Genomic DNA, 17315 nt, shown 5'->3' with positions numbered 1-17315 from the left:
GCCAATCCGAGATCAACTACCGGTTCTCCACCCTGCTGCACGCCGCCGACCAACTCCAACTGTTCAAGTACATCGTCAAGAACGAAGCCTGGGCCAACGGCAAAACCGCCACCTTCATGCCCAAGCCCCTGTTCGGCGACAACGGCTCGGGCATGCACACCCACCAGAGCCTCTGGCTCAACGGCGAACCCCTGTTCTACGACGAGACCGGCTACGCCGGCCTGTCCGACACGGCCCGCTGGTACATCGGTGGTCTGCTGCACCACGCGCCGTCGCTGCTGGCCTTCACCAACCCGACCATCAACTCGTACCGTCGCCTGGTGCCGGGCTTCGAGGCGCCGGTCAACCTGGTCTACTCCCAGCGCAACCGCTCGGCCTGCACCCGCATCCCGGTGACCGGCGCGAACCCCAAGGCCAAGCGCGTCGAGTTCCGCGTGCCGGACCCGTCAGCCAACGTCTACCTGGCTTTCTCGGCGATGATGATGGCCGGCCTGGACGGCATCAAAAGCAAGATCGAACCACCGACGCCGATCGACAAGGACCTCTACGACCTCCCGCCGGAGGAGTGGGGCGACGTCAAGCAGGTGCCGGGCTCGCTGTCGGCGGTGCTCGACTCGCTCGAGGCCGACCACGACTACCTGCTCGACGGTGGCGTCTTCACGCCCGACCTGATCTCCACCTGGGTCGACTGGAAGCGGGCCAACGAGGTCGACCCGGTGCGTCTGCGCCCGACCCCGCACGAATTCGCCATGTACTACGACTGCTGAGCAGTCTCCGACTGCTGAAGAGTCACCCGATCACCGGCCGGGGCCGGCTCCGCTGTCGCGGAGCCGGCCCCGGCCCGTCTCCCACGCCCCACGCCAAGATCGTGCTCGATCCAGGATGTAGTGGTCTCACCGGCTCGCGATGCCACTACATCCCGGTTCGAGCGCGATCTTGACTGCCCAACTCACGCCGGCCGGGAGTTGTGCCGTCACCCACCGGCATCATGTTCACGGAGCTTGGACGCGGAGGCGCGCGACGCTCGGTACCCGCGCAGGAGGACGGCCAGGAGAAGGACGGTCATCGCCACGGCGCCGGGGGCCTTCGTGAAGCGGGCCAGGTTGGTGCCGTCGGGCAGGGCCAGAAAGGCCGCGAGCGCGGCCGGCAGCGCGAACCACGTCGCCCGGATGGCGGTGAGGGCGAGCAGCGCCAGCGGCCAGGTGGCGTACCAGGGGTGGAAGACCGGGGACAGGACGACGGTGGCGACCAGCGCCAGGGCCGCGCCGCGCAGCGCCACCCGGGGCCGCATCGCCTCGATCCGGGTCACCCGCTGCCGGACGTCGTTCAACGCACGAAGCGCCCGCCAGGCCCGCCACCAGAGCACCACCAGCACCCCGGCGAGCACCAGCAGCGCGACGGCCCGGACCACCGGCACCGCCTGCGGGGAACGGCCGATCAGCGCGCCGGCGTAGTCCACGACCAGGCCGACCGCGGTGGGCGGCGACGTCCACTGCTCGGAGTCACCGCTGTGGGTCAGCCCACCCACCCAGCCGAACCCGAGACCGGACAGCGCCGAGGTGACCAGCAACGCGGCCAGCAGCCCACCGGCCAGCCACCCGCCGTCGCGCAGCAGCACCCGCACGGTGTACCGGCCGTGCATCGCGGCCAGCGCGGCGAACGGCAGCACCACCACGGCGCTGGCCTTCACCGTGACCGCCAGGCCGAGCAGCGCCCCGGCGAACAGCAGCGCCGCTGGCCGGCCCGGCCGCCGGAGCACCACCAGCAGCCCGCCCAGCAGCAGACCCAGCATGACCGCGTCGTTGTGCGCCCCGGCCACCAGGTGCACCCCGACCAGCGGGCCGGCAAGCGCCAGCCAGGCGGCCCGTCGGGCCGGCACCCCGGCCGCACGGGCCAGCCCGGGCAGGCAGAGCGCCGCCAGCAGCAGCCCCGCCACGGCGATCATCCGCAGCCACACGACCGTGCCGGTGAGCCCGCCACCGAGTTCGACCGCGAGCGCCGCGAGCAGCACGAAGACCGGACCGTACGGGGCCGGCGTGTCCCGCCAGATCGGCGCCACCGTGTCCAGCCACGGGCAGCCCGCCGCCGCCACGCCCACCGAGTACGGGTCGACGCCGTGCGCGTACGTCCAGCCCTGGCAGGCGTACGAGTACACGTCCCGGCTGCCCGACGGCGGCGCGAGCAGCAGCGGCAGCGCCCACAGGCCGGCGGTGACGTACGCCCACCGGGTCGACGGCGCTCCCTCGCGCAGCGACCACCATGCCCCGACCAGCAGTGCGGTGCCGACCAGCCAGCAGGTGAGCGTCGCCGGACCGCCCGGGGAGCGCCAGATCGACACCGGCGTCGCGCCCAGCGGGGCGTCGGGCAGCGCCCCGCCGAGGTACCCGGCGACGGCGAGCAGCACCGCGCCGGCCAGGCCGCCGTACCGGACCGCGCGCGCCGTCAGCGAACCGTCAGCGGCGAACTCAGGTGCGGCGGTGGCGGCGCCGGGATCGGTCACCGGCGCACCTTTCCTCAGTCGGCGGCGACCGGCTGACGGGCCGCCCGAGCCGACCGTACCAACCGGATGACCAGCACGATCACCAACAGCGTCATCAGCGCCGCCCCGACCGTCTTGGTGTACCGGGGCAGCCCGGTGCCGTCGGGCAGCACCAGGAACACCGCGACCAGGGCGACCACGATGAACCACCGGGTCCGCCGGGCGGTGGCCGCCAGCACGAACAACGGCCAGGTCCAGTACCAGGGATGCACCACGGGCGAGAGCGCGACCGTGAGGGCGAGCGCGAGGCCGGCATAGAACAGCGGGTCGCGGGTGCGAGCCCGCCACCAGAGCCAGACGAGGAGTACGGCCAGGAGCACGACGGCGATCCCGCGCGTCACCGGCAGCGCGTCGACGTGCCCGCCGAACAGCCGCGCGACGTCACTGATCGTCTGTCCGACAGCGGTCGGCGGGGATGTCCACGCGACGGCGGCGCCGCCCTGGGACAGCCCGCCGATCCAGCCGAAGTCCAGCCCACCGGCGGCGGTCACGCCCACGACGGCGGCGACCGCGCCGCCGACCACCCAGCCGCCGTCGCGGATCAGGGTCCGGATCCGGAACGGCCCGGCGGTGGCGGCCAGCGCGGCGAACGGCACCACCACCACAGCGGTGACCTTGATCGCCACGGCGACACCGAGCAGCACCCCGCCAACCAGCAGCAGCCCACGCCGGCCGGGTCGGGACGCCACCACGGCCAGCCCACCGACCAGCGCGGCGAGCATCAGCACGTCGTTGTGTGGACCACCGATCAGGTGCGCGGCGACCAGCGGGGAGCCCAGGGCCAGCCACACCGCCCGCTTGGCCGGCACACCGGTCCGCCGTGCCAGCGCCGGCAGCGCCCACGCGCACAGCACCACCCCGGCCAGCGACAGCGCCCGGAACAGCACGATGCTGGCGGTCAGCGAACCGGTGAGTTTGACCACGGCGCCGGCGATCAGCACGAACAGCGGCCCGTACGGCGCCGGGGTGTCCCGCCAGATGACGGACACCGTGTCGAGCCAGGGGCAGGGCAGCGCGGAGACGCCCTGCTCGTACGGGCTGATGCCGCCGGCGAAGCTGGCGCCCTGGCAGGTGTACGCGTACACGTCCCGGCTGCCGAAGGGCGGCGCGATGAGCAACGGCAGCAGCCAGAGCCCCACGGTGACCAGCGCCCACCGCGTCGACGGGCCCCCGTCGCGCAGAGCCCACCAGGCGTACGCCATCAGACCGGTGCCGACCGCCCACGCGGTGAGGACCAGCGGGCCGTTCGGACCCTGCCAGATGCTGACCGGGGTGCTGCGCAGGGGGCCGCCGGGGAACGCGCCGCCGAGGAACGCGGACAGCGCGAGCAGCATCGAGCCGGCCAGGCCGGTCCAGCGCGCGAGGTGGGAAGGCACCCCGACATGCTGCCAGCCCGTCGACGGGGAGCCGACGGCAGGCACCGTCAGCAGTGGCGCGCCGGCGCGAGGCTGCTGGAGATCGAGTAGTCACCTGCGGCACGGACGCGCACCTCGGTCCACCCGTCCGCGCCGGGTCGCAGACAGCCGTCCGGGCCGGTCAACGACAGCCAGCGCGACCAGCGCACCCGAACCGGCACGTCGCCCGGCGGGGCGGTCAGCCGGACCGAGCCCCGGTCGGCGGCGGCGAGGTTGCCCGGGGCCCCGACCAGCGGAGTCGGATCGACCACGGCGTACATCTGCCAGGTCGGATCACGCCAGACCTCCCGCAGGTACGGCAGGCCGCCGCGGATCAGCGCGGCCTCGTCGCGGCCCCACCGGTCGGCGGGGGCGTCCGGGGCGAGCGCCACGTACGTCACCGCCTCGTGACGGAGCCACTGCTCGTAGGTCTGCGCGGTCAGGGTGCCGTCGTAGAACACCGAGTTGCGATCGCTGTCGACCTGGCGCTCCCAGCCACGGGCGAGCGGCACGGTCGGTGGCAGGTACGCGGACTCCCAGTGGTCCCGCAGCGGCACCACCTCGACCCGCCCGGTCGGCTGCCGCCGCTCCAGTTCGGCGACGAGCGGCCGGTGGAACGCCGGGTCGCTCTCCGGCGCGCCGGCCCGCACGACGTCGCTCATCATCACCGGGGACTGCCACCACACGGTCGCGGCGAGCAGCCCGGCCAGCCACGGCGTGGGCAGCGGGGCGTACCCGGCCAGCACGGGCAGGGCGAAGAGCAGCGACAGGCGCAACGCGTTGGAACCGATCGGGCTGGGCACGTAGTAGGCACCGACCAGGAGCAGCACCGTGAGCACCGCGCCGATGCGCAGCACGTGGCGACGGCGGGGCAGCACGACGCCCACCAGCACCGCGAGCGCGACGTTGATCCGCATCGACTCGGCCGAGTACGGCTGGGTGCCTCCGTTGCCGAAGAACGCGGCGATCGGAGCGAGCGTGACCGCGGGCGCCACGGCCAGCACGAGGCCCTCCGCCAGTGGTCGCTCCACTCGCCAACCACCCGGCAGTCGACGGCCCGGCCCGGCGCCGTGGCGCAGGGCGGCCAGCAGCAACGCCGCGCCGGCCAGCCCGGTGAACAGGCCCGCGACCGGGCTCGCCGCGGTCGCGAGCGCGGCGCATCCGGCGGCGAGCGCCAGCCGTACCGGACGCGGTGGGCGTTCCGCGCTGACCGCGCAGAGCGCCAGCAGCCCGAACGTCAGCCCAACGGCGAAGGTGATCCGGCCGCTGGCCAGGTTGCCGACCAGCACCGCGGCACCGAGGACACCGGCCAACAGCGGCCGGCGAGCCCGGCTACGGGTGAACAGCCACCCCAGCGCGGCCGCACCGACCACGGCGGCGACGGCGCCCAGCGGACGTACGCCGATCAGTGCGCCCAACCGGGCCGTGAACAGGCTGTAGCCGTACTGGTTGACGCCGCCGTACCAACCGAAATCGAGGGGCGCGGCCCCGTACCGGTCGGCGAACTCGGCGCGGGCCACCTGGGCGGCCAGGTCGGTGCCCATCCTCGGCGCGAGCAGGAACGCGGCCGCGAGCAGCACCGCGACCCCGGCGGCCGCCGCCCAGACCGCGTGCGGGGATCGGGCGCGTTCGGTCCGCTGGCCGGCCCGCGCACCGGCCGGGTGGGTCAGTGCGTCAGGCATTGAGCACCCGTTCCGCGGCAGCGCGGGAGCGGCGGCCGGTGCGCAGGTACTCGTCGAGGAACTCCCCCGGATCGTCCCGGCCGAGCAGCGCGACCACCCCGGCCAGCTCCACCCCGTGCCGGGGCAGCTGGTCACCGGCCCGGCCCCGGACCAGCATCAGCGCGTTGCGCACCTGCGCGGCCAGGGACCAGCCGGCGGCCATCTCCGCGGCGTCCGCCGGGTCGACCAGGCCGGCCCGCTCGGCGGCCGCGAGCGCGTCGAGAGTACGCGTGCCGCGCAGCTCCGGGACCGCGCCGGCGTGGCGGAGCTGGACGAGCTGCACCGCCCACTCGACGTCGGCCAGCCCGCCGCGGCCCAGCTTGGTGTGGGTGGCCGGGTCGGCGCCGCGGGGCAGCCGCTCGGTCTCCACCCGCGCCTTGATCCGGCGAATTTCGACGACCTGCTCGCGGGTGAGACCGTCGGCGGGGTAGCGCACCGGGTCGATCAGCGCCTCGAACTCGGCCCCCAGGTCGGCGTCACCGCAGACGAACCGGGCGCGCAGCAACGCCTGCGCCTCCCACACCCGCGACCAGCGGGCGTAGTACTGGGCGTACGCGGCGAGGCTGCGCACCAACGGGCCCTGCCGGCCCTCCGGGCGCAGGTCGGCGTCGACGCCGAGCGGCGGGTCGGGGGCGGGCACTCCGAGCAGCCGGCGCAGTTCCTCGGCGATCGCGTGGGCGGCGGCGCTGGCGGCGCTCTCGTCGCTCCCGGGGGGCGGGTCGTAGACGAAGAGCACGTCGGCGTCGGAGAGGTAGTTCGACTCGTACCCGCCGAGCCGACCCATGCCGATCACCGCGAACCGCAGCCCGGGCGGTGCCGCCTGACCGGCCTGGGCGGCTCGTAGCGCGGCGGCCAGGGTGGCGTCGGTGACGTCGGAGAGGGCCGTGCCGACCGCGGTGACGTCGGCCAGCCCGGGGACCTGCCGGTTTCCGCCGTCCGTCCGCGTGGGTGTGGGTGCGAGCGAACCGGCCCGGCAGAGCACGTCGGCGCAGGCCACCCGGACCAGCTCCCGGCGGCGCAGCGCGCGTACCGCCCGGGTCGCCTCGACCGGGTCGCCGTGCCGGGCCGCCGCCGCGAGAAAGCCCTCCCGGAGCACTGCGCGTGGGCGGGGCGCCAGCTCGTTCTCCTCGGCCAGCAGCCGCAGCGCCTCCGGGTCCCGGGCGAGCAGGTCGGCGACGTACCGGGAGAGGGCGAGGACCCGGGCGAGCCGCCGGGCGACCGGGCCACCGTCGCGCAGCAGCCGCAGGTACCAGGGGGTGCTGCCGAGCTTGTCGGAGACCTGCCGGTAGTTGAGCAGCCCCCGGTCCGGCTCCGGCGCGTCGGCGAACTCGCTGAGCAGCACCGGCAGCAGGGTCCGTTGGATGGCCGCGGTGCGGCTCACCCCGCCGGTGAGGGCCTGGAGGTGCCGCAGCGCCCCGGCCGGGTCGGCGAAGCCGAGGATCTCCAGCCGGTGCCGGGCCGCCTCCGGGGTGAGCCGCAGCCCGTCGGCCGGCACCCGGGCGACCGACTCCAGCAGCGGCCGGTACAGCAGCTTGGCGTGCAGTCGGCGTACCTCGGCGGCGTGGGTCACCCACTCGGCCCGGAAGGCCTCCACGGCGCTGCGCCCCGGCGTCGCCGTGTAGTCCAGCGCGGCGGCGAGCCAGCGCAGCGCGGCCGGCTCGGTGGGCACGGTGTGGGTGCGGCGCAGGCTCTGCAACTGGAGCCGGTGCTCGATGCTGCGCAGGAACCGGTAGCCGCGCAGCAGCGCCTCGCCGTCGGCGCGACCGACGTAGCCGCCGGCGACGAGCGCCCGCAACGCCGGGATGGTGCCGGGTACGCGCAGCGTCTCGTCGCCGCGACCGTGCACGAGCTGCAACAGCTGGACGGCGAACTCGATGTCGCGCAGCCCGCCGGAGCCGCGCTTGATCTCGCGCTCCAACTCCTTCGGCGGGATGTTGTCGATGATCCGGCGCCGCATCGCGCGGACGTCCTCGACCGCCTCGGGCCGTTCGGCCGCCCGCCACACCAGCGGCGCGAGCTGGTCGATCCACTCCTGGGCCAGCGGCAGGTCACCGGCGGCCGGGCGGGCCTTGAGCAGCGCCTGGAACTCCCAGGTGCGCGCCCACCGGCGGTAGTAGGCCAGGTGGCTCGCGAGGGTGCGCACCAGCGGGCCCCGGTTGCCCTCCGGACGCAGCGCCGCGTCCACCGGCCAGGCGACCAGCCCACAGATGTGGATCAGCCGGGTCGCCACCTGGGTGGCGGCGGAGAGGTCGGCGTCGTCGGCCGCCACGAAGATGACGTCCACGTCGGACACGTAGTTCAGCTCGCCGCCGCCGCACTTGCCCATCGCCACCACGGCCAGCCGGGGCCGCGCGGTGCCCGCCGGCAGCTCCGCGACCGCGCTCTCGTACGCCGCGGCCAGCGTCGCGTCCGCCAGCGCCGACAGCGCGGCCATGGTCTGCTCCAGGCCGCGCCCGCCGGTCAGGTCGGCCGCCGCGATCCGCAGCAGGGCCAGCCGGTACGCGGACCGCAGCACCGCCACCGGGTTGCCGTCGCCGGTCGGCTCCAGCCGACCCTCGGCGGTGGGCGCGAGCCCGTCCGGGGCGGTGCGCAGCGCCGCGTAGTGCTCGGGGTGGGCCACCAGGTGGTCGCCGAGCGCCGACGAGGCGCCGAGGACCGCGATCAACCGCCGTCGCAGCCCCGGATCGGTGTGCAGCTCCGCGAGCAGCGGCGACCCGGGACCGGTCGCGCCGGACGCCGTCCCGCCGTTCGCGCGGCGTTCGGCCTCGACGATGCGGTGCAGCTGGCGCAGCGCCAGGTCCGGGTCGGCGGCCCGGGACAGCGCGGCGAGCAGCTCCACGGCCGACTCGTCGACCGGCTCCTGCTCGGCCGGCCGCCACAGCCCCAGCCCGTCCGGGCCGAGCAGGTCGGCGGCGCGCGCCCCGCCGTCACCCTCGGCGGTGCCGAAGCCGTACCGGGCGAGCCGGCCCGGCGCCCTGGTCGGCCTGCTCATCAGTGCCCGAGCAGCGGCAGGCCCCGCCGCGTCGTGCTGTCGTCCAGCTCTCCGAGGGCCAGCGCGGCGAACCGGGCGGCGAACGGCTGCCAGACCTCCTCGACGTCGACCATGACCGAGGCACAGGCCGCGACCACCAGCTCCGGGTCGTAGCCCAGCTCGGCGAGGAGCGTCGAGTCGGCCGCCCAGTCGGCGATCATCGCGGTGTCGCACTCGATGTGGAACTGCAGCCCCCAGGCCCGGTCACCGAGCCGGAACGCCTGGTGCGGGTAGCGGGTGGAGGCGGCCAGCAGGGTGGCGCCCCGGGGCAGCTCGGTGATCTCGTCGGAGTGCCACTGGAGCACGTCCGGGATCAGCGGCACGTACCGGAACAGCGGGTCGCTCTCGGCGGCGTCGCGCCGGCCGACCACGCCGGGGCCGATCTCCGGCCCGGACGGGCTCCGCTCGACCAGCCCGGCGTGCGCGGTGGCGAGCAGCTGCGCGCCCAGGCAGATGGCCAGGGTGGGCACCCGGTACCGGACGGCCTTGCGCAACAGCCCCTCCACCGCCGGGAACCAGGGGGCGCCGGGCGAGCCGTCCGCCAGCGGGTACGCCTGCTGCTCGCCGCCGAGCACCACGAGCGCCGCGTACCCCTCCAGGTCGGCGGGGAGCTCGTCGCCGGCGTGCGGGCGGACCACCCACAGCTCCAGCCCGGCCTCGGTCAGCCACTCGCCCAGTCGACGCAGGTCGTCCGACGGGTCGTTCTCGATCACCAGCGCGGTTGCCACCCGTCGAGGCTAGCCGGTGCGCCGCGGAGGGCCACGCCCCGCCACGGCCCGCGCCCTCCGTCGCCGGCCTGCGCCAGCCGCCCGGGACAGCGGGGTCGATAGGCTCTGCGGTTGTGATCAGCGAGGACCCGACCGTCGTCCGTCCGCCCGCGCTGCGCCCGGGTGACACGGTGCTGCTGGTGTCGCCGTCCGGGCCGACCTTGCCGGAGCGGGTGGCCCGTGGGGTGGAGCTGCTCACCGGCTGGGGCCTGCGGCCGGTGGTGGCGCCGAACGCGTACGCCCGGCAGGGCTACCTGGCCGGCGCGGACGACCTGCGCGCCGCCGACCTGAACGCGGCGTTCGCCGACCCGCAGGTGCGCGGGGTGATCTGCACCCGCGGCGGGTACGGGGCCCAGCGGGTGGTGGACGCCATCGACATGGACGCGGTCCGCCGCGACCCGAAGGTGGTGGCCGGCTTCTCCGACATCACCGCGTTGCAGTTCGCGCTCTGGCGGGGCGCCCGGCTCGCCGGTGTGCACGGCCCGGGGGCGGCCTGGCGGGATGAACGCACCCCGCTGCGCTCGGCCGAGTCGCTGCACGCCGCGCTGATGACGACCGAGCCGGTGACGGTCACCGCGGTGGCCGGCGAGGAGACCTATCCGGTCCGTGTCCCGGGTCGGGCCACCGGCACCCTGCTCGGCGGCAACCTGTGCATGATCGCCGCGTCGATCGGCACGCCGGACCTGCCCGACCTGACCGGGGCGGTGCTGTTGATCGAGGACGTGCAGGAGCCCCCGTACAAGGTCGACCGGATGCTCACCCACCTGCGCCGGGCCGGCGCGCTGGACGGGTTGGCGGGGGTGGCGGTCGGTCAGTTCACCGACTGCGCCGACGGCTGGGACACCACGATCGTCGACGTGCTCGGCGAACGGCTCGGTGCCCTCGGCGTGCCGGTGCTCGGCGGGCTGCCGATCGGCCACGGCCCCGGTCAGCTCACCGTCCCCGTCGGCACGCGGGCCATCCTCGACACCGGGACGGCCACCCTCACCGTCTCCCCCGCCGTCGCCTGACCCGCTCCGCTCCCGCGGGTCAGGGGGTGAGGCGGGCCAGGTGGCCCGTCTCCAGGGCCGCGTAGACGCTGCCGTCGGACCCGACGGTGAGGCCGTGCGGCTCGGAGTTCGGAGTGGGCAGCTCGTAGGTGTCGACCCGGCCGGCCGGGTCGACGTGGCCGATACGGTTTCCGGCCCACTCGGTGAACCAGGCGCCACCGGACGGATCGGCGACGACGGCGTGCGGCCGGGCCGTCCGGTCCGGCAGCGGGTACTCCTCGATCCGGCCGTCGGGGGTGATCCGCCCGACCTGACCGGCCGCGATCTCCACGAACCAGAGCGCCCCGTCCACACCCGCGGCGATACCGACCGGCGCGGCGCCCTCGGTGGGCAACGGGTGCACCTGCACGGCGCCGTCCATGCCGACCCGGGCGATCGCGTTCGCCTGGTTGAGGGTGCACCAGACGGCGTCGTCCGGGCCGGCCGCCACCATCGAGGCGTACGCCCCGGAGACCGGCAACCGCACCTCGGTGACCACTCCGTCGGCGCTCACCCGTCCGACGGTGTCGGAGTTCATCCCGGCGTACCAGAGGGCGCCGTCCGGGCCGGCGGCGATGCCGCACGGGCCGGTGCCGGGCGGCACCGCGAACGCGCTCTGCTGCCCGTCGGTGGTGATCCGGCCGATCCGGTCGTCCCCGGAGCGGGTGAACCAGAGGGCGCCGTCCGGGCCGGACGTGACGATCAGTGGCCGGCTGCCCGGATCGCCGGCCGGCCAGCGGCGCACCGAACCGTCCCCGTCCACCCGGGCGATCGCGCCGGCGTGGACCAGGGTCAGCCAGAGCGCCGCGTCGGGGCCGGTGGTGATGCCGTACGGCCCGGCCTGCGGATCGGTGATCGGAAGTTCGCGGATCGGAGTGGACGTCACGAGAGGCTGCCTTCCGTCGATGAACGGACCCACCCTCACCCACCGGGCGTACCGAGGCAACCGGTTTGTCCGACTCCGCGCCCCGGATTGCCAGCTGGCGGACAGCTTCGGCACGGCTCCCACCCAGCCGCACTGGTCACCGTCGGTGACGACATCGCAGCACCACCGAGCATCTGGAGGAGAGCATGTCCCGCACCATCCGTAAGAAGCACCTGCTGGCCGGCCTGGCCACCGCCGGCGTCCTCGGCGTGGGGATCGCGGCCCCGACGATCGCGTTCGCTGCGGACGCCACGTCCACGCCGAGCGCCAGCAGCACCACCGACGGCCCGGGCACGAAGGCCGACCGGCAGGGTGAGTTCGCCGAGGCGCTCGCCAAGGAGCTGGGCGTCTCCGCCGACAAGGTGACCGCCGCGCTGGAGAAGGTCCGCGAGCAGCGGCTCGCCGACCGGCCGGAGCGGCCGTCCACCGAGGACCGGCAGGCCGCGCTCAAGGAGCGGCTGGACCAGGCGGTCAAGGACGGCAAGCTCACCCAGGAGCAGGCCGACGCGATCACCAAGGCCGTCGAGGCCGGTGTCTTCCCCGGCCCGGGCGGCCACCGTGGGCCGGGCGGTCACGGCGGGCCCGGCGGTACGGCCGGCAAGTGACCGTCGGCGGCCCCGCCCGCCCGGGCGGGGCCGCCACCGTCCAGATCGTCAGCCGGCGGGCGGGGGCGTGAACACGCCGAGGTGGTTGCCGGCCGGGTCGAGCAGGTGGGCGAGGCTGAGCCCGCTCGGAGTCGTCCGGACCGGCACCAGCACCTTGCCGCCGGCCGCCTCGGCCCGCCGGCAGGTCTCGGACACGTCGGCGACCTCGGCGTAGAACACCGCGTAGTTCGGCGACGTCCCGTCGGTCGCCCGGATCGCCCCGCCGATTCCGGCGTCGCCTCCGGCGCCGGTGACGCGGTAGGACCCGCCGTTGGCGGCGCCCTGCTCCTCGAAGGTCCAACCGAACAGCTCGCCGTAGAAGCGCTCCGCCTCCTCCGGTCGATCGGTGCCGATCTCGAACCAGGTGATGGGCGTCGTGGACATCTGCTGCCTCCAGTTTCCGTGCCGGCCGTTCGGCCGTCGTCAGGAGCAGTCTCGGGGCCGTCCGCGACAGCGTCCTGTCGGTGTTTCCGCATCACCTGACGGGGTCCGTACCGCCAGAGGCGATGCCCGACGGGGTCCGGGCCGTCGGTCTCAGACCAGGCTGAGCCGTCGGATCCGCTCGTGCGGGATGTCCAGATCCGCCGGGCGCAGCTCCCGCGCCACCACCTCGTGCAGTGCCCGCACGCCCCGGATCCGGTCCGTGCGGAAGCAGCGCAGCTCGTCGCGCAGCCGGCACCAGGCGAGCAGGTACCAGTGCCGGGCGTTGCCGAGGTAACCGAGCGGCTCGACGTCCCGTGCCGACTCGGCGCCGCCGCGGTCGGCGTACCGGATGCGCAGCACCCGTCGCGCGGCCACCGCGTCGGCGACGATGGCCGGGACGGGTGTGGCCGGCCCGTCGCCGATCAGGTGCACCCGGCCGGCGAGCCGGTGCGCCTCGGCCGCGTCGGCGGCCGGCAGCACCGCCACCAGCTTGCGCAGCGCGGTGGCGCCCGGCGCGGCGAACGGCGTGCCGGCGAGCCGGTGCAGCGCGACGGCCATCGCCACCGCCTCGGCGGCGGTGAGGTTGACCGGGGGCAGGGTGCGGGCGCGGTCCAGCACGTAACCGCCGGTGCGCCCCGGCTCCGCCCAGATCGGCACGCCGGCCTCCTGGAGGGCACCGATGTCGCGCTCGATCGTCCGGCTGCTCACCTCGAAGCGGGTGGCCAGCCAGCGGGCGCTGCGCGGCCGCGGCGACATCGCCCGCAGCTCCTCGACCAGGGCGTACAGGCGGTCGGTGCGGTTCATGCCCGGCACGCTACGGCCGGGGTACGACGACGAGCGCGCCCCGGCGCCGCGACCTCAGGCGATTGCGGGCTCAGGCGATGCGGTCTCGCGATGCGGTCTCGCGATGCGGCCTCAGGCGATTGCGGCCTCAGGCGATGCAGGCGCAGACGATCAGTGCCGCCCCGAAGTGGGTGGCGGCGCTGACCCGGGCCGCCGGGTGCGGCTCCGGCGAGCAGATGACCTCACCGAGCTTGCCGGGGGTGAGCAGGTCGAGCACCACGAAGGCCAGCGCCATGATGGCCAGCCCGACCAGCCCGAACACCACGGTGGAGGCGAGCCCCTTGCCGAAGTCGCTGTAGCTGGTGAGGATCGCCGTGAAGACGATCCCGGCGATGCCCAGCTGGTTGGCGGCGAGCAGCAGCCCCGCGTTGGTGTTGCGGTCCACCCAGATCAGGTCCCGCAGGCGGCCGGGAGTGAGCAGGTCGACCAGCCCGAACCCGGCCGCCATCAGCCCCACGCCGACGAGACCGAACACGACGCTCTGCCAGGCACCGCTGAGCAGATCCTCCAGCACCGACTGCCTCCCGACTCTCCGCCCGGAGGGGGTACCGGCGCGGTGATCGAGACGATAGCGGCAGCACGCAACCGCGTCAGCCCCGGAACTACAGCGCCAGGTAGCGCTGCCGCTCGTACGGGGTGACCTCGCGACGGTACTGCTCCCACTCGGCCCGCTTGTTGCGCAGGAAGAAGTCGAAGACGTGCTCGCCGAGCACCTCGGCGACCAGCTCGGACTCGGCCATCACGTCGATCGCCTCGGCCAGGTTCTCCGGCAGCGCCTCGTACCCCATCGCGCGCCGCTCGGCGCTGGTCAGCGACCAGACGTCGTCCTCGGCGCCCGGCGGCAGCTCGTACCCCTCCTCGATGCCCTTCAGGCCGGCGCCGAGCAGCACCGCGAAGGCGAGGTACGGATTGGCCGCCGAGTCCGGCGAGCGGACCTCGACCCGGGCCGAGTTGGGCTTGCCGTACGCGGGCACCCGCACGAGCGCGGACCGGTTCAGGTGCCCCCAGCAGACGTACGCCGGACTCTCGGTGATCCGGTCCGGCAGGTGCTGCGGGAAGAGCCGCTTGTACGAGTTGACCCACTGGTTGGTGACCGCGGTGTACTCGCGGGCGTGCACCAGCAGGCCGGCGATGAACGACTTCGCCACCTTGGAGAGCTTCATCGGGTCGCCGTTGTCGTGGAAGGCGTTGCGCTCGCCCTCGAACAGCGACAGGTGGGTGTGCATGCCGCTGCCCGGCTGGTCGGTGAACGGCTTCGGCATGAAGCTCGCCTGCACGCCGGTGGAGAGCGCCACCTCCTTGACCACGTGCCGGAAGGTCATGATGTTGTCGGCGGTGGTGAGCGCGTCGGCGTAGCGCAGGTCGATCTCCTGCTGGCCTGGGGCGACCTCGTGGTGGCTGAACTCCACCGAGATGCCGATCCGCTCCAGCGCCAGCACGCCCTGCCGGCGGAAGTCGCGGGCGACGGCGTGGGTGGTGTGCTCGAAGTAGCCGCCGGTGTCCACCGGAACGGGCACCGAGCCGTCCTGGGGGCCGTTCTCCAGCAGGAAGAACTCGATCTCGGGGTGGGTGTAGAAGGTGAAGCCCTTCTCGGCGGCCTTGGACAGCGCCCGGCGCAGCACGTGCCGCGGGTCGGCCCAGGAGGGCCCACCGTCGGGCAGCAGGATGTCGCAGAACATCCGGGCGCTCTCGCCGCTGACCCCGCCTTCGAACGGGAAGACCTGGAAGGTGGTCGGGTCGGGCATGGCGACCATGTCGGACTCGAAGACCCGGGCGAAGCCCTCGATCGCCGAGCCGTCGAAGCCGATGCCCTCCTCGAAGGCCGCCTCCAGCTCAGCGGGTGCCACCGACACGCTCTTGAGCGTGCCCAGCACGTCCGTGAACCACAGCCGGACGAACCGGATGTCCCGCTCTTCCAGCGTACGGAGGACGAACTCCTGCTGACGGTCCACTGCCACCCCTCGCAACACCTGTTTGCCAGCACCGGCCGGGTCGACCGGGCCTGACCGACCAGTCTCCACGGGCCTGGTTACGCCGACGTTACGCCAACGCCCGGCCCCCGTCCTGCCGTGCCCGCCGCGCTGCCCGCGCGCGGGCGGCGGGTGCGTGGCCCGCGTCTCCCGCCGGGCGCCGTGTCCGCCCCGAACGGCTGGGGCAAGATGTGGGCATGCCCACCCTGCGTCTCGCCCTGTCCCAGGTCAACCCGAGCGTCGGCGACCTCGCCGGCAACGCGGACCTGGTCCGCAGCTGGACACGCCAGGCCGCCGACGCCGGCGCCCAGCTGGTGCTCTTCCCGGAGATGATGCTGACCGGGTACCCGGTCGAGGACCTGGTCTTCCGGCGCTCCTTCGTCGCCGCGTCCCGGGCCGCCCTGGAGCGACTCGCCGCCGACCTCGCCGCGGACGGCCTCGGCGAGCTGCCGGTGGTGGTCGGCTACCTGGACGCCGACGGGCCGCCGCAGGTCAGCGGGGACGCCGAGCCGGGCCGGGGCGCCCGCAACGCCGCCGCCCTGCTGCACCGGGGCGCGGTCGCCGTCCGCTACTTCAAGCACCACCTGCCCAACTACGGCGTCTTCGACGAGGACCGCTACTTCGTCTCCGGTGACACGCTGACCGTCGTACGGATCGGCGGGGTGGACGTCGCGCTGACCATCTGCGAGGACCTGTGGCAGTCCGGTGGCCCGTTCGCCGCCGCCCGGCAGGCCGGGGTCGGCCTGGTGGTCAACATCAACGGCTCGCCGTACGAGCTGAACAAGGACGACATCCGGCTGCCGCTGGTCCGCCGCCGGGCCGCCGAGGCCGGCGCCGCCATCGCGTACGTCAACATGATCGGCGGCCAGGACGAGCTGGTCTTCGAGGGCGACTCGATGATCGTGGCCGCCGACGGTGAGCTGCTCACCCGCGCCCCGCAGTTCGTCGAGCACCTGCTCGTGCACGACGTCGAGCTGCCGTCCGCCGCCGACGCACCGATCGCGGAGGCCGTCGCGCACGACATGCGGCTGGTGCACAGCACGGTGGACGCCATCCCGCCCACGCCGTCCGGCCCGGCCGCGGTCGGCGGGCTGATCGAGCCGGTGGCCGACGAGGCCGAGGTGTGGCAGGCGCTCGTGCTCGGCCTGCGCGACTACGTCAACAAGAACCGGTTCCCGTCGGTGGTGCTCGGCCTCTCCGGCGGCATCGACTCGGCGGTGGTGGCCGCGCTCGCCGTCGACGCGCTCGGCCCGGACCGGGTGGTCGGGGTGTCGCTGCCCAGCCAGCACTCCTCCGAGCACTCCCGGGAGGACGCCGCCGACCTGGCCAAGCGCACCGGTCTGGATTACCGCGTGGAGCCGATCCAGCCGATGGTGGACGGCTTCCTGGCCAACCTGTCGCTGTCCGGGGTGGCGGTGGAGAACCTCCAGGCCCGGGTACGCGGCGTGACCCTGATGGCCCTGTCGAACCAGGAGGGCCACCTGGTGCTGACCACTGGCAACAAGAGCGAGCTGGCGGTCGGCTACTCCACCCTGTACGGCGACTCGGTGGGCGGCTTCAACCCCATCAAGGACGTCTGGAAGACCCTGGTCTGGCGGCTGGCGAAGTGGCGCAACACGGACGCGATCCGCCGGGGCCAGACCGCCCCGATCCCGGAGAACTCGATCGGCAAGCCGCCCAGCGCCGAGCTGAGCCCGGGCCAGCTGGACAGCGACACCCTGCCCGACTACGACGTGCTGGACCCGATCCTGATCGGCTACGTCGACGGTGACCTCGGCCGGGACGGGCTGGTCGAGTCGGGTCACGACCCGGCGGTGGTGGACAAGGTGCTGCGGCTGGTGGATACCGCCGAGTACAAGCGACGGCAGTCCGCGCCGGGCACGAAGATCTCGATGAAGGCGTTCGGGCGGGACCGCCGGCTGCCGATCACCAACCGGTGGCGCGAGCACGGCTGAGCCGGCCGGCTGCGCGCCCGGGCCGGTGGGTGGCGGCGGGCCGGCTCAGCCGTGCTCGCGCCACCGGTTGGTGAT

General features: G+C 74.3%; 13 protein-coding genes and 1 pseudogene. 4 read left to right on the top strand and 10 right to left on the bottom strand.

Going from position 1 to position 17315, the window contains the following annotated elements; genetic code table 11:
* Nucleotides 1-767 (top strand): annotated as a pseudogene (locus EAD89_RS25200) (type I glutamate--ammonia ligase); the annotation flags it as partial.
* Between the two features lie 206 nt (nucleotides 768-973).
* Here the strand turns inward: EAD89_RS25200 and mptB (EAD89_RS25195) are convergent.
* The 5 genes from mptB (EAD89_RS25195) to EAD89_RS25175 all read right to left on the bottom strand — a co-directional run bounded on the left by mptB (EAD89_RS25195) (nucleotide 974) and on the right by EAD89_RS25175 (nucleotide 9413).
* Entirely contained in the window at nucleotides 974-2446 is a 1473-nt protein-coding gene (mptB, locus tag EAD89_RS25195) for a polyprenol phosphomannose-dependent alpha 1,6 mannosyltransferase MptB (RefSeq protein WP_121677443.1), read from the bottom strand.
* Between the two features lie 68 nt (nucleotides 2447-2514).
* Nucleotides 2515-3915 carry a polyprenol phosphomannose-dependent alpha 1,6 mannosyltransferase MptB gene (gene mptB, locus EAD89_RS25190; protein ID WP_199733623.1) on the bottom strand — a complete coding sequence of 467 codons (1401 nt, stop codon included), beginning with the start codon at nucleotides 3913-3915 and terminating at the stop codon, nucleotides 2515-2517.
* Nucleotides 3916-3962: 47 nt separating this feature from the next.
* Nucleotides 3963-5615 (bottom strand): hypothetical protein, encoded by a 1653-nt coding sequence (locus EAD89_RS25185; protein ID WP_233579096.1) that lies wholly within the window; start codon nucleotides 5613-5615, stop codon nucleotides 3963-3965.
* Complete coding sequence (locus EAD89_RS25180; RefSeq protein ID WP_121677439.1) at nucleotides 5608-8646, bottom strand: bifunctional [glutamine synthetase] adenylyltransferase/[glutamine synthetase]-adenylyl-L-tyrosine phosphorylase; 3039 nt, start codon at nucleotides 8644-8646, stop codon at nucleotides 5608-5610. Before EAD89_RS25180 ends, EAD89_RS25185 begins: the two co-directional genes overlap by 8 nt.
* A complete protein-coding gene (locus EAD89_RS25175; protein ID WP_121677438.1) occupies nucleotides 8646-9413 on the bottom strand; it encodes a type 1 glutamine amidotransferase in 768 nt (255 codons plus the stop codon). Before EAD89_RS25175 ends, EAD89_RS25180 begins: the two co-directional genes overlap by 1 nt.
* 113 nt (nucleotides 9414-9526) lie before the next feature.
* Between EAD89_RS25175 and EAD89_RS25170 the strand changes: the two genes are divergently transcribed.
* Nucleotides 9527-10462 carry an LD-carboxypeptidase gene (locus EAD89_RS25170; protein WP_121677437.1) on the top strand — a complete coding sequence of 312 codons (936 nt, stop codon included), beginning with the start codon at nucleotides 9527-9529 and terminating at the stop codon, nucleotides 10460-10462.
* A 19-nt stretch (nucleotides 10463-10481) separates the two neighbouring features.
* Here the strand turns inward: EAD89_RS25170 and EAD89_RS25165 are convergent, their stop codons facing one another.
* On the bottom strand, nucleotides 10482-11366 hold the full coding sequence (locus EAD89_RS25165; RefSeq protein WP_121677436.1) for a virginiamycin B lyase: 885 nt from the start codon (nucleotides 11364-11366) through the stop codon (nucleotides 10482-10484).
* A gap of 185 nt (nucleotides 11367-11551) precedes the next feature.
* Here EAD89_RS25165 and EAD89_RS25160 point away from each other — a divergent pair, with 185 nt between their 5' ends.
* A complete protein-coding gene (locus EAD89_RS25160) occupies nucleotides 11552-12010 on the top strand; it encodes a hypothetical protein (protein ID WP_121677435.1) in 459 nt (152 codons plus the stop codon).
* A 48-nt stretch (nucleotides 12011-12058) separates the two neighbouring features.
* On the opposite strand, the gene EAD89_RS25155 is transcribed toward EAD89_RS25160, so the two are convergent.
* The 4 genes from EAD89_RS25155 to glnA all read right to left on the bottom strand — a co-directional run bounded on the left by EAD89_RS25155 (nucleotide 12059) and on the right by glnA (nucleotide 15267).
* Nucleotides 12059-12433: a VOC family protein gene (locus EAD89_RS25155; protein WP_121656315.1), complete on the bottom strand. Its 375-nt coding sequence runs from the start codon at nucleotides 12431-12433 to the stop codon at nucleotides 12059-12061.
* A gap of 150 nt (nucleotides 12434-12583) precedes the next feature.
* Nucleotides 12584-13276, bottom strand: coding sequence for a YafY family protein (locus tag EAD89_RS25150; protein WP_121656316.1), 693 nt, complete (start codon nucleotides 13274-13276; stop codon nucleotides 12584-12586).
* A 127-nt stretch (nucleotides 13277-13403) separates the two neighbouring features.
* Nucleotides 13404-13829: a DUF350 domain-containing protein gene (locus tag EAD89_RS25145; protein WP_121656317.1), complete on the bottom strand. Its 426-nt coding sequence runs from the start codon at nucleotides 13827-13829 to the stop codon at nucleotides 13404-13406.
* A gap of 88 nt (nucleotides 13830-13917) precedes the next feature.
* Nucleotides 13918-15267, bottom strand: a complete 1350-nt coding sequence (gene glnA, locus EAD89_RS25140; protein WP_121656318.1) for a type I glutamate--ammonia ligase — start codon at nucleotides 15265-15267, stop codon at nucleotides 13918-13920.
* Nucleotides 15268-15482: 215 nt separating this feature from the next.
* Between glnA and EAD89_RS25135 the strand changes: the two genes are divergently transcribed.
* Nucleotides 15483-17240, top strand: a complete 1758-nt coding sequence (locus EAD89_RS25135; RefSeq protein ID WP_121677440.1) for an NAD+ synthase — start codon at nucleotides 15483-15485, stop codon at nucleotides 17238-17240.
* Nucleotides 17241-17315: the final 75 nt, after the last annotated feature.

Source organism: Micromonospora sp. BL4 (genome assembly GCF_003667505.1).
GTDB lineage: Bacteria > Actinomycetota > Actinomycetes > Mycobacteriales > Micromonosporaceae > Micromonospora.
This window is presented reverse-complemented; position numbering and strand designations above follow the sequence as displayed.

Coding starts and splice junctions, on each gene's coding strand:
- EAD89_RS25185 (WP_233579096.1), bottom strand. CDS start 5,615: ATGCCTGACGCACTGACCCACCCGGCCGGTGCGCGGGCCGGCCAGCGG.
- EAD89_RS25180 (WP_121677439.1), bottom strand. CDS start 8,646: ATGAGCAGGCCGACCAGGGCGCCGGGCCGGCTCGCCCGGTACGGCTTC.
- EAD89_RS25160 (WP_121677435.1), top strand. CDS start 11,552: ATGTCCCGCACCATCCGTAAGAAGCACCTGCTGGCCGGCCTGGCCACC.
- EAD89_RS25155 (WP_121656315.1), bottom strand. CDS start 12,433: ATGTCCACGACGCCCATCACCTGGTTCGAGATCGGCACCGATCGACCG.
- EAD89_RS25150 (WP_121656316.1), bottom strand. CDS start 13,276: ATGAACCGCACCGACCGCCTGTACGCCCTGGTCGAGGAGCTGCGGGCG.
- EAD89_RS25135 (WP_121677440.1), top strand. CDS start 15,483: ATGCCCACCCTGCGTCTCGCCCTGTCCCAGGTCAACCCGAGCGTCGGC.